Source organism: Pseudidiomarina marina, assembly GCF_044807045.1.
Classification (GTDB): Bacteria; Pseudomonadota; Gammaproteobacteria; order Enterobacterales; family Alteromonadaceae; genus Pseudidiomarina; species Pseudidiomarina marina.
Window position 1 is genome coordinate 1328492 of record NZ_CP085233.1, and the last position, 12457, is coordinate 1340948.

The 12457-nt window shown below is 47.2% G+C and carries 9 protein-coding genes; 4 read left to right on the forward strand and 5 right to left on the reverse strand.

Annotation, left to right across the window (positions count from 1 at the left end):
* Positions 1-3: 3 nt before the first annotated feature.
* Complete coding sequence (locus tag LG272_RS06270; protein WP_404407340.1) at positions 4-1551, reverse strand: AbgT family transporter; 1548 nt, start codon at positions 1549-1551, stop codon at positions 4-6.
* An 82-nt stretch (positions 1552-1633) separates the two neighbouring features.
* Here LG272_RS06270 and rnhB point away from each other — a divergent pair, with 82 nt between their 5' ends.
* Complete coding sequence (rnhB, locus tag LG272_RS06275) at positions 1634-2212, forward strand: ribonuclease HII (protein WP_241967919.1); 579 nt, start codon at positions 1634-1636, stop codon at positions 2210-2212.
* Here rnhB and argE read toward each other — a convergent pair.
* Positions 2190-3320 carry an acetylornithine deacetylase gene (gene argE, locus LG272_RS06280; RefSeq protein WP_126759342.1) on the reverse strand — a complete coding sequence of 377 codons (1131 nt, stop codon included), beginning with the start codon at positions 3318-3320 and terminating at the stop codon, positions 2190-2192. The two genes, rnhB and argE, sit on opposite strands and share 23 nt — an antisense overlap.
* A gap of 76 nt (positions 3321-3396) precedes the next feature.
* On the reverse strand, positions 3397-3972 hold the full coding sequence (locus LG272_RS06285) for a hypothetical protein (protein ID WP_126758504.1): 576 nt from the start codon (positions 3970-3972) through the stop codon (positions 3397-3399).
* Between the two features lie 161 nt (positions 3973-4133).
* Between LG272_RS06285 and LG272_RS06290 the strand changes: the two genes are divergently transcribed.
* The 3 genes from LG272_RS06290 to LG272_RS06300 all read left to right on the forward strand — a co-directional run bounded on the left by LG272_RS06290 (position 4134) and on the right by LG272_RS06300 (position 8080).
* Positions 4134-5066 (forward strand): isopenicillin N synthase family oxygenase, encoded by a 933-nt coding sequence (locus LG272_RS06290; protein WP_126758505.1) that lies wholly within the window; start codon positions 4134-4136, stop codon positions 5064-5066.
* A 111-nt stretch (positions 5067-5177) separates the two neighbouring features.
* Positions 5178-6899, forward strand: coding sequence for a 5'-nucleotidase C-terminal domain-containing protein (locus LG272_RS06295; protein WP_404407343.1), 1722 nt, complete (start codon positions 5178-5180; stop codon positions 6897-6899).
* Entirely contained in the window at positions 6899-8080 is a 1182-nt protein-coding gene (locus LG272_RS06300) for a multidrug effflux MFS transporter (RefSeq protein WP_126758507.1), read from the forward strand. Before LG272_RS06295 ends, LG272_RS06300 begins: the two co-directional genes overlap by 1 nt.
* Positions 8081-8215: 135 nt before the next feature.
* Here LG272_RS06300 and LG272_RS06305 read toward each other — a convergent pair whose 3' ends face one another.
* Together LG272_RS06305 and fadE are read right to left on the reverse strand one after the other, a co-directional pair.
* Entirely contained in the window at positions 8216-9778 is a 1563-nt protein-coding gene (locus LG272_RS06305) for an AbgT family transporter (RefSeq protein WP_126758508.1), read from the reverse strand.
* Positions 9779-9887: 109 nt separating this feature from the next.
* Positions 9888-12347: an acyl-CoA dehydrogenase FadE gene (gene fadE, locus LG272_RS06310; protein WP_126758509.1), complete on the reverse strand. Its 2460-nt coding sequence runs from the start codon at positions 12345-12347 to the stop codon at positions 9888-9890.
* Positions 12348-12457 lie beyond the last annotated feature (110 nt).

Genomic DNA, 12457 nt, shown 5'->3' on the forward strand with positions numbered 1-12457 from the left:
TGGTTAGCCTGCTGGGTAAACGTAATTCGCTTGGAAACCGAGTGGAATACCAATCATCCAGTAGATGATTAAGAATGCAGACCAAACGACGAGCAATGTCAGGGTAAATGGTAGCATCATTGCAACCAATGAGCCGATACCTGTGCCTTTAACGTAGCGCTGGCAATAAAGTACCACGAGCGGGAAGTACGGCAACAATGGCGTGATGATATTACTGATTGAGTCACCGACGCGGTACGCAGCCTGCGTTAAATCAGGCGAGTAACCCAACTGCATTAACATCGGCACGAAAATTGGTGAAATTAACGCCCATTTGGCCGATGCCGAACCAATAAACAGGTTAATGAACGCGACCAAAATGATAATACCAACCATGGTCACGCCGCCGCTTAATTGTAACGAGCTTAAGAATTGCGCACCTTTAATGGATAGTAGGGTACCGAGATTTGAATCACCAAATGCTTTAATGAATAGGGCACAGAAGAACGCCATGACCATGTAGTAAGCCATGTCTTCCATTGACTTTGACATCGCTTTAATCACATCTTGAGAGTTCTTGAAACTACCTGAGATGAAGCCATGCACAATGCCTGGAATGATAAACAGCAAGAAGATGAGTGGCACAATCATTTGCATTAATGGTGCAGTAAATGAATCAAGATTGCCCTCAGCATCAGCTAACGGAGTATTTTCCGCAATAGCTGCAAAAAATAATCCCACTAAACCTAACACCATTACAAAGACGCTGATAAAGAAAGCTTTGCGATCGCGTGGTGTAACATCATCAAGAACTGGCATATCTTCTTGATCACCATCAATGGTAGCAGTGCGCTGAAGGCGTGGCTCAATTACACGGTCAGTGAGGTACCAGCCGACGATGACAACAACAATAGAAGATGCAGCGGTGAAAAAGTAGTTATTCAGTTGGTTTAATTGAATGGCTGGGTCAAGTATTTGAGCAGCACTTTGCGTAAAACTAGCAAGCAACGGGTCAATGGCCGAAGGGACGAAGTTGGCACTGAAACCACCAGAAACGCCGGCAAATGCGGCTGCAATACCTGCTAATGGATGACGACCAGCGGCATAGAAAATCACACCGCCCAATGGAATCACCAGAACGTAGCCCGCATCAACCGCGGTATGACTCACAATGGCGACCAAAATCAAGACTGGAGTTAGCAATTGTCTTGGTGTGACATTCAGCATCAGTTTAATGGCAACGTTAATAAAACCACTTCGCTCAGCAACACCGACACCCAGCATCGCGACAAGTACCACGCCTAAAGGTGCGAAACCCATGAAGGTGCCAACCATGTTGGCTAGAAAGTTGGCCATTTGATCGCCAGCCAGCAAATTCGTTATGCCAACATTTTCACCGGTAAGCGGGTGAACAGCATCGAACTCAATGCCAGAAAGCAGAAAACTGAAAATCCAAACGATGATTAATAGCCCAAAGAACATCACGGCTGGATCAGGAAGTTTGTTACCGACTTTCTCAACCTTATCGAGCATGCGGTTGAGGAATGTAACTGATTCGTTAGAATCACTCATGAGGAAACCCCTTGTTGTATTGTTATTATGTATGAGACGAAAGTATCATACCGTAACAACCAGCAACAACAAGACGAAAAACATGATTTGTGGAACCGATGAAGCGGGACGCGGACCAATCGCGGGACCAGTGGTAGCCGCCGCTGTGATTCTCGATCCGAATAATCCAATTGAAGGCATCAACGATTCGAAGAAGTTGTCTGAGAAAAAGCGAGAAGCTTTAAGTGCCGAAATAAAGCAAAAGGCACTCTATTGGGCAATTGCACAGTGCAACGCTGATGAAATTGACGCCATTAATATTTTGCAGGCGTCGTTACTGGCGATGAAACGAGCCGTAGAAGCATTGCCGGTGAAACCTGAAAAAGTACTTGTGGATGGCAACAAATTGCCTCAGTTGAGTGTGCCAGCTGAGGCTATTGTCGGTGGTGATGCGCTTGAAGCTTGTATTGGTGCTGCCTCCATTTTGGCAAAAGTAGAACGAGATCGACAAATGCTGGCATGGCATGAGCTCTATCCACACTATGACTTCGCCAAGCACAAAGCCTATCCAACGAAAGCTCATCTAGAAGCTCTGGCCGAGCACGGGCCGTGTCCGGTTCATCGGAAAAGCTTTGGCCCCGTGGCACGAATGCTCGCAGTTACATGCAAACCTGACGAATAAGCGCTCGCAACTGATTTTGCGCAGGTGCTATTTCATCAATGAGAATGAATTCATCCGGTTGATGCGCCTGCGCAATGTTTCCCGGTCCCATCACAATGGTTTGGCAGCCGAGTGCTTGAACAAAAGGGGCCTCGGTGCAGTAATTCGCTGGTTGTGCGGCATTACCCGTCAACTCGCTTGCCAAGCGCACAATTTCGGCATCTTTATCACAACGATATCCTGGTACTGGTTCATGCATGTGCTCGAGGCATACCGCTCCGGGGTAACGCGCTTTCACCGCTGCCAAGCGATGATCAATCAAACCATAGAGTTCGCTAATATTCATGCCGGGCAGCGGGCGCATATCGATATGTAGCTCGCAGCATGCGCAGATGCGATTAGCGGCATCGCCGCCATGAATGGCACCGAAGTTCAGTGTTGGGTAGGGTACCGCAAATGCATCATCGTGATAGCGCTCCTGAAACTCTTTTTGAATACCGCGGAGTTCAGTTATCACGTCATGCATGATCTCGATAGCATTAATACCAGCCGCTGGATTCGAGCTATGTCCTGATTTACCTGTAATACGTACCGCTTCAGTCATATGACCTTTGTGGGTAATAACCGGAGTCATCGACGTCGGCTCACCAATGACGGCAAAATCTGGCTTCAAGTGACCAAACGCATCAAGCTCACGGGCGCCTGCCATGGTGGTCTCTTCATCGGCAGTAGCAAGAATATATAACGGTTTTTTAAGTTGTCGGAGGTCGGTACTGCGTAACGCCTCAATCACGAACGCAAAGAAACCTTTCATATCAGCGGTGCCTAGCCCATATAAGCGGCCGTTGTCTTCTCGCAGTTTAAACGGGTCCTGAGTCCAACGACCTTCGTCCCACGGCACTGTATCCGTGTGTCCGGCCAACATTAAGCCGCCAGATTCGGCGCCGTCGGGAATGTAATGAGCAAGAAGGTTATATTTACCGGCTTGATGATCGAGCTCGTGAATATCAATTTGAAAGCCGAGACATTCGAGCCAAGTCGCCAGTTTATCGATGACCGGTTTATTACTGGTATCCCAACTTGGGTCGAGACAGGAAACTGAAGGAATCGCGACGAGTTCGCGATACATTTGGATAAAGCTAGGAAGCTGCGGCACAACGAATCTCCAAAACGATCATCAATGTGCCACAGCATAGCGCATTTAATTAAAAGTGATAACTACCGCGGAAGCGAACGCCGTCACCATATTCACTATCTTGATAGCCCACACCAACCGATAGATTTGAATCAATGTAGTAATTCACCCCGAATTGGTACTGGTTATCACTGCCGCCATCGGTGTAATCAATCCAACCAATGCCGCCATAGAATTCAAATTGGTCAATGCGTTGACGTACGTTACCCTCAACGCCCCAGAAGTTACTATCAACGGCGCCAAAATCAACATGTCCGACACGCGCGCCGACATCGGCTGTTAAGCCGCTACCCAGCCAAAAATAGCGACTGAGTTTGATACTTAATGCGTCACTGCTGCTGCCCGCATCGTTATCAAAGTTACGGAAATAGCCGCTTACCACATAAGGTGATTTGAATTCGTAAGACCCTTCAACGAAAATGCTGTCGCCGCCATCGTGATCAGCAACGCCAACACCAACGTAGTTGTATGCAGAATGCCCACGGTTTTGCGTTTGATTTTGTTGCGTTTGTGCATTGGCGGTGCCTGCCAACGCAAGACTGGCGGTCAATAATGCGACAGACAGAACACTGTGTTGCAATTTCATCGTGATTTACCTCACTTTTTGCTAGAATCTGCATCGTACGGTAACAACTTAAGATTGTAAGCAAAAGGCGGTTTACGCAAGATTTACCCTTGTTTAGACAGGCTAAAATCCTTAGCATATACGCCTATTTTGATATCTTCATTCCCTAGGAAAAACGTTTCATGAAATCCATTCCGCATATTGATATGAGCCTGTATGGCCAAGACTTTGATGCTTTCGCACAACACGTAGGTGAAGGCTATGAAACCAATGGTTTTGTTGCACTTACCAAGCATGGTATTGACCAGCAGTTGATTGATAATGCGTTGGATATTAGCCGCGAGCTATTTGCACTTCCTGAAGCGGTGAAAAAGCAGTATCACATTCCTGGTGGCGGCGGTGCGCGCGGTTATACGCCATTTGGCACCGAAATTGCCAAAGACGCCAAGCACGTTGATTTAAAAGAGTTTTGGCATGTTGGTCGTGAAATTGATGGCGAACCACCGTTCCCACAACTCACACCGAATGTATGGCCACAAGAATTACCTGAATTCAAAGCCAAAATCCTCAAACTTTATGATGCACTGGACGCTTTAGGTTTGCGCGTATTGGAAGCCTTAGCAGTTTACCTAAAGCAGCCACGCGATTTCTTCAACGATAAAGTGAACTTAGGCAACTCGATTTTACGCCCACTTCACTACCCGCCAATTATCGATGAGGGAACGCCTTCAGTGCGCGCTGGCGCTCACGAAGACATTAATGTATTGACGCTATTAGTCGGTTCGCGCGAACCAGGTTTAGAAGTACTCGCTAAAGATGGTTCTTGGATTCCAGTCACCATTATTGAAGGCGCCATTATCTGTAACGTTGGCGATATGTTGCAGCGCCTTACCAATGGTGTGTTGCCGTCTACCACCCATCGCGTGGTCAACCCGCCAGCGCCTTATAGTCACAAATCGCGTTATTCGATTCCGTTTTTCTTGCACTTTAATCCAGACGTGATGATCACTCCGTTGGAGAGCTGTATTTCGGAAGAGAATCCGCAGCGTTTTGAGCCAATCAGTTCGCATGATTATTTGATGGAGCGTCTCCGCGAAATCGGCTTAGTGAAGTAACAGCAACGACGATATTAGATAATGGATATTGGATATTAGAAAAAGCCAAAAACGCAGTCGCTAATATCTAATATCAAATAGCTAATAGCTGTTTTGTTTTTGACGGGGGGGATGATGAGAACTTGGGTTTGTGTTTTAGTAAGTAGCCTAATGCTGGCGAGCTGTGCTCAACTCCAAGAGCCACAGCCCTTTGCACTGACCGTAGCTCATATAAACGATCATCACTCCCATTTATTGCCGATGGAGCGCACAGCGCTAACGGTTGATGGCGAAACTTATCGGGTTGAAACCGGTGGTTTTGCGCGAGTGGCGACGAAAATTGCGGACATTCGCGCAAGCCAAGACAACGTTTTAGCTTTGCATGCTGGTGATGCGATTACCGGCACGTTGTTTTATACGCTGTTCGATGGCGCCGCAGATGCGGCCTTAATGAATCTGATTTGCTTTGATGCGTTCGCCTTGGGAAATCACGAATTTGATAATGGCGATGCAGGGCTGAAACGGTTTTTGGATTTCTTAGGCATGAGTACCTGCGGTACCGTTGTGCTAGGTGCCAACGTCGAGCCTGAAGTTGGTGTGTCGCCCCTTACTGCCAAAACGCGATGGGATAGCTTTAAACCTTATGCCGTTTATAACGTGGGTGGCGAGCGTGTTGGTGTGATCGGTTTAGATATCGCTGTAAAAACAAAAAACTCGTCACAACCGGATAAAACGACGGTATTTGCTGATGAATATGAAACAGCGAAATATTACGTCGATGAGCTTCGTGGCTTGGGTATCGAGAAGATTGGTTTATTGACACATATCCAATATCGCAACGATCTTGAGCTTGCTGAGCGCCTGCCAGCGGTTGATTTTATAATTGGTGGTGACTCGCATACCTTACTGGGTGATTTTAGTCGCTATGGCTTACCGAGTGTCGGTCCGTATCCAATGCAAGTAGCAAATGCTGATGGTGAAGCTGTGTGTATTGCGCATGCGTGGCAGTACAGTCAGGTGGTTGGCGAACTGGCTATCACGTTTGTCGGTGATCAGGTTGCAGATTGTGGCGGACAAGCTCACTTTTTGGTTGCGGAAGACGCACCTGAAGCTATTCAAAAACTTCCACAGTTTGCTGCTGTCGCGCCAAATGCCGAAGCGGAATCCATGCTAGACCAATATCGCACGAAGCTCGATGAACTCACTTTGCAAGTGATAGCGGAAGTTGACGAGCGTCTCTGCCTGAAACGCATGGGGCCATTAGCATCGGTTGAGTGTGGGGTAGGTCGCCAGTCGGACGCTCATCGCGTGGTTGCTGAGGCGTTTTTGGCCAGTGCGCCGCAAGCTGATTTCGCATTGCAAAATGGTGGCGGCGTACGCCGTGAAATTAATGCTGGTGAGTTAACTGTTGCTGATGCGTATAGCCTATTGCCATTTGCGAATACCCTAGTTGAAGTTCAAATTACCGGGCGTGAAGTGAAACAAGTGCTCGAACAGGCACTGGCGTATGCAATTTCAACAGGTGGTTCTGATGGTGCTTATCCACATGGCGCGGATATTCGCTTTGACGTTGATATGCGTGCCGCTGACGGTCAACGGATTAGTGCGCTTGAGGTGTTGACTGAAAGTGGTTGGCAACCTATTCAGGCCGATCGAATGTATACCATGATTACGAATAGTTTCTTATCGGCAGGAAATGATGGCTGGGCGCTATTAGGTGAGTTGTCAGCCCAAGGCCGTACGACAGATACGTATGTTAATTACGCACAATCATTTGTTGATTGGGCCCGCAAAACAAAAACAATAAAACGGCCGAATTCGCATAGCACACAAAGCTATCGAGCGGCCGAGTAATGACACTCTATAACGTTTCGGACAAAGCTCGATTTGATCTAACCGTTATCGTTCTCGCCTTGTTAACGGCCTTTGGGCCGTTATCCATTGATATGTATCTGCCTGCTTTTGGTGATATAGCCGCAAGCTTTTCCACTGAATCGAATCGCGTTGAATTATCCTTGACCTCGTTTTTTCTTGGGCTATTTATTGGTCAGCTCCTTTACGGTACGGCGTCCGATCGGTTTGGCCGTAAGCCACCATTGTATTTTGGTCTTGTGTTATATGTTGTCACATCAATAGCCTGTGCCTATGCGCCGAATCTAGAAAGCCTAATCGTATTGCGCTTTTTACAAGCCATAGGTTCTTGTGCGGGGCTCGTGATTGCGCGTGCGATGGTGCGAGATTTGTATACGCCGCAAGCGTCGGCACAAGTATTTAGTTTCTTAATTTTAGTGATGGGAATCGCGCCAATCCTCGCACCCTTAGCGGGTGCTTATGTGACCGCAGTATGGGGCTGGCAAGCCATATTTATCATCGTGGCGAGCCTTGCTGTGGCGTGTCTCGCCATAGTTCATGTTCGTTTACCAGAAACTCGCGCACCAAACACAGCTGTGAGAATTCGCTCAAGTCTGCCCATTTATTGGAGCGTGTTGCGTGATCCTAGCTTCTTACGGTACTCCTTAAGCGGCGGCATAGCGCAATCAGGTCTATTTGCCTATATCACTGCCTCGCCACTGGTTTTTATTGACCATTTTGGTTTGTCGCCAACTCATTACAGTTGGCTATTTGGTGCTAACGCTGTTGGCATTATTGGTATGGCGCAGTTAAACGCGTGGATTCTTCGCCGCCGCGATTCACGCAAAATCCTCAACAAATCATTGCCGGTGTTAGCCGTCGTTTCAGTACTTCTCATTGTTGCGGGCTGGAATAATTTCGGACTAATTGGCGTGCTGGTGCCATTATTCCTCTACGTCAGTACCTTGGGTATGGTGTTCCCGAATGCGATGGCTGGCGCGCTTGCTGAGCAGCAAGAGCGGGCAGGTTCGGCCTCAGCAGTCACTGGTAGTCTGCAGTTTTTGATTGCGGGATTAATTTCGGCTTTGGTAAATGTGTTGGGGCATCAGCATGAGTTGGCGATGGTGTTTGTGATGGGCGGTTGTGGGTTGACGGCACTCATCATCTATCGCCTCCTGCGCTGAAGAGCAACGACGATATCAGCTATTAGATATTAGATATTAGATATTAGCCAAAAACTAAAAGGCCGCTGAGCAATTTGCCAGCGGCCTCTCTTTTCTAATATCTAATATCTAATAGCTAATATCGTATTAGAACTTTTAAGGGTTGTAGTAGGTTGGGGTGCCCCAGTAACCAACCGGCATATCTAATCCAAACACCCAAATAAAGAACAACGACGACCAACCAAGTAAAAACACCAACGTATACGGCAACATCATCGCAATCATTGTGCCAATACCCGTATCTTTCTTATATCGCACCGCAACAGCAAGGATTAAGCCGAAATAACTCATCATTGGGGTGATGATGTTGGTAACAGAGTCACCGATACGGTAGGCGGCTTGGATAACTTCAGGTGCATAGCCAATCAGCATCAGCATTGGTACAAAAATTGGTGCGGTAATCGCCCACTGTGCAGAAGCTGAGCCAAGCATTAGGTTGACGAAGGCGCACATTAGAATAAACAGAATAAATACCGATGGACCTGTTAATCCGACATCTTGCAGGAAGGTCGCGCCTTTAATTGCAAAAATACTGCCTAAATTGGTCCACCCGAAAAACGCAACGAATTGAGCGGCAAAAAACACCAATACAATATACATACCCATGGTGCTCATGCTTTCAGACATAGCATCGATAACGTCACGGTCAGTGCGCATGACATTAGTGATGCGACCATAGACAAAACCTGGAATAGCAAAGGTAATAAAAATGAAGGCTACAATGCCTTTAAGGAATGGGGAACCTGCTACTTCACCGGTCTCTGGGTTTCGTAAAATACCCCACTCAGGAACAATGGTAATTGCTAACAAAATACCTAACGCTAAGAAGCTCAAACCAGCACCGATTAGGCCTTTCTTCTCAAGCTTGGTGAGCGACTCTATTTTTTGTTCAGATAGGTTAATTGTGGCCTCTTTCGGATCATATTTGCCAAGTTTTGGCTCAACGATTTTCTCCGTTACAAAGGTACCCATAATGGCAATCATGAAGGTTGAAACGAACATGAACATCCAGTTCGCTTCTGGCCCTACATAATACTCAGGGTCAATTAAGTTGGCTGCCTTGGTGGTAATACCCGCTAACAGTGGATCAACGGTACCAATAAGCAAATTTGCACTGTAGCCTGCTGAAACACCAGAAAATGCCGCAGCTAACCCGGCGAGCGGATGACGACCAAGAGAATGGAAAATCATGGCAGCTAAAGGCACTAATACGACGTAACCGAGTTCGGCTGCGGTATTCGATATAACGCCAGCAAATACCACAGCAACAGTAACCACCCGAGGATGCGCATTCATTACAAGACCGCGCATAGCGGCGGATAATAAGCCAGAACGCTCAGCAATACCGACACCAAGCAACGCGACCAAAACGGTTCCAAGTGGTGTGAATCCAGTAAAGTTCGTCACTAAACCAGTCACAATGCGTTGCAAGCCTTCGGCATTGACTAGGCTAACCACCTCAATCATTTCGCCACCGGGGCGAGGATCAAGAGCACTTACGCCAAAATAGCTAGCGATGCCGCTAATGATTACAATACCAATTGCGAATAAAGCAAATAGGGTAATCGGGTGAGGCAGAAGGTTACCGAGCCATTCGACGGTGTCGAGGAAACGCGTAAAAGCGCCGCGCTTTTCAGTGGGTTGTGAGGCTTGCGTCATGCAATTCCAGCTCCTGTATTTCGAGTCGTTTTATTGTAATAAGGGCCGAATTGTACACATAAAAAAGGCCAATCGCGAGGATTGGCCTTTGATTCAGGATAAGCAGTTGTTATGCCGCGTTATCTTGCTTTTTAGCTGATGCTAACGCGACTTCGCGCGCATGTTTGCCAGCAATTAAGTCTTCGTGTGCAAAATCATCCACATTGATGACGCGCAAACGACCTTGCTCAGCGCGACGCAACAATTCAACTTCTTCATCACTTAGAACGCCAAGCTCTTTGCCTTTTTGGGCCACTTGATCTAAGAACATAAACGGCATACGACGATCATTAGCTGCTTTACGCACGCGGTCAAACAGCGGCTCAGCAGCGATGATGTCACGCAGGGTTTGTTCTAAGTAACCAAATTGACCTTCAGGTGATAAGAACTGACCTTTTCCTAGGCGTTCACGACTTGCGTTTGGTAATAACAAGATTTTGGCGACTTTGCTGTCCAACTTATCCGAAGGACGCTTCGCGATGCGCCCAAATGGATACATGATGGCTTTCATGGTTTTACCAACCAAACCAAAGTTATCCAACAAGGCTAACTGGCTTTCTTGTAATTTATACAAGGTGTCTTGCAACGCCCAATGCATTAGCGGCAAGTCGTCTTTTTGACGGCCTTCGTCTTCGAAGCGTTTTAGTGTGGCTGAAGCAATAAACAGGTAGCTCAACATGTCACCCAAACGCGCAGAAATACGCTGTTTACGCTTCAATGAACCGCCTAATACACCCATTGCAACGTCTGAAAGCAACGCTAGGTTGGCACTAAAGCGGTTCATTTGCTTGTAATAAGTCGCCGTGCTGTCGCTGAAAGGCGAGCTAGTGAAACGCCAGAAGCCTAAACCTAATACCAACGAGCGAACAAAGTTGCTCATACCGAAACCAATATGGCCCCAAATCGCTTTATCGAAACGCTTCAAGCCTTCAGCGTTGGTTTCAGCTGATGCCAACATTTCTTCCAATACATAAGGATGACAACGAATTGCACCTTGACCGTAAATCATCAAGTTACGGGTAAGAATGTTGGCACCTTCAACCGTGATAGCAACCGGTACACCTTGGTAGCCACGGCCTAAATAGTTATTTGGACCTAAGCAGATACCTTTACCACCATGGATATCCATGGCGTCATCCATACAGGCACGTAATTTCTCAGTCATGTGGTATTTGGCAATGGCAGAAATAACAGATGGCTTCTCACCCAAATCAATTCCTTTGGTTGAGAAAGTTGTTACTGCGTCCATCAAATAAGCGTTGCCGCCGATGCGAGCTAATGCTTCTTGCACACCTTCCATTTTACCGACAGGTAAACGGAACTGACGACGGATGTATGAGTACGCACCCGTAGCAAGCGCAATCGATTTCACGCCACCCGCACTGTTTGAAGGCAAGGTAATAGCACGACCTACCGACAAACACTCAACCAGCATACGCCAGCCTTTACCGGCCATTTCCGGGCCACCAATAATGTAATCCAGTGGCACGAACACGTCTTTACCGCGCACTGGACCGTTTTGGAACGGTACGTTCAGCGGGAAGTGACGGCGACCCGTTTCAACACCTTTCGTATCATGCGGAATCAACGCGGCAGTAATGCCAAGCTCTTCTTTGTCGCCCAACAATTTATCTGGGTCAGAGAGCTTAAATGCCAAGCCGAGAACTGTAGCGACTGGCGCGAGGGTGATATAGCGCTTGTTGAAGTTTAAGCGAATACCGACAATTTCTTTGCCTTCCCATTCACCTTTACAAACCACACCGGTGTCAGGAATAGAGCCTGCATCAGAACCGGCTTCTGGGCTGGTTAATGCAAAGCAAGGAATTTCTTGGCCGTTGGCTAAGCGCGGCAAGTAGTAATCTTTTTGCTCTTTCGTACCATAATGTTGCAATAATTCGCCAGGACCTAATGAGTTTGGTACGCCAACAGTTGATGCCAAAATGGTGCTAACACCAGCTAACTTTTGTAACACACGTGATTGTGCGTAAGCAGAGAACTCGAGGCCACCGTATTCTTTCTTGATGATCATTGCGAAGAACTTATGATCTTTCAGATATTGCCAAACGTGTTCTGGCATATCGGCAAGCTCGTGAGTTGCTTCCCAATCGTTCATCATTTTGCAGATTTCTTCACACGGGCCGTCTAAGAATGCTTGTTCTTCAGCGCTTAACTCAGCTTTTTGAATACTGTGAAGCTTTTTCCATGCTGGCGCGCCGCGGAAGAGCTCGCCTTCCCACCACGTGGTGCCCGCATCAATCGCGTCTTTTTCAGTTTCAGAAATTTCTGGCATGACTTTGCGATAAGCACCAAGAATACCTTTTGACATGACGCCACGACGGAACGGGGTCACATTCAATGGTACTAACACTAAAGCCAATAATACCCACAGTACTGGGCCGACAATGTCGAACCAACTACCAATGGCAAACATGCCGACAAGGCCAATGCTCGTAACGAGCAATGAACTGCGGTAATACAAAAAGCCACCCAATACAAGCAGGGTAGCGATAACCCATAAGGCAATGCTCATGTTTTTAACTCCGTTGTTCTACTAGAGGTCTGACCAGTAATTTGTACGTTGAGGGTAGTCTGTTTGATCACTTTTTTCAAGCATAAAAGCGTAAGCGCAGGTGATAATTA

What these genes read in the sequence shown, in the direction of transcription:
- LG272_RS06290 (WP_126758505.1), top strand. Translation starts at nt 4,134, where the DNA reads ATGAAATCCATTCCGCATATTGATATGAGCCTGTATGGCCAAGACTTT.
- rnhB (WP_241967919.1), top strand. Translation starts at nt 1,634, where the DNA reads ATGATTTGTGGAACCGATGAAGCGGGACGCGGACCAATCGCGGGACCA.
- LG272_RS06305 (WP_126758508.1), bottom strand. Translation starts at nt 9,778, where the DNA reads ATGACGCAAGCCTCACAACCCACTGAAAAGCGCGGCGCTTTTACGCGT.
- LG272_RS06300 (WP_126758507.1), top strand. Translation starts at nt 6,899, where the DNA reads ATGACACTCTATAACGTTTCGGACAAAGCTCGATTTGATCTAACCGTT.
- fadE (WP_126758509.1), bottom strand. Translation starts at nt 12,347, where the DNA reads ATGAGCATTGCCTTATGGGTTATCGCTACCCTGCTTGTATTGGGTGGC.
- LG272_RS06295 (WP_404407343.1), top strand. Translation starts at nt 5,178, where the DNA reads ATGATGAGAACTTGGGTTTGTGTTTTAGTAAGTAGCCTAATGCTGGCG.
- argE (WP_126759342.1), bottom strand. Translation starts at nt 3,320, where the DNA reads ATGTATCGCGAACTCGTCGCGATTCCTTCAGTTTCCTGTCTCGACCCA.
- LG272_RS06285 (WP_126758504.1), bottom strand. Translation starts at nt 3,972, where the DNA reads ATGAAATTGCAACACAGTGTTCTGTCTGTCGCATTATTGACCGCCAGT.
- LG272_RS06270 (WP_404407340.1), bottom strand. Translation starts at nt 1,551, where the DNA reads ATGAGTGATTCTAACGAATCAGTTACATTCCTCAACCGCATGCTCGAT.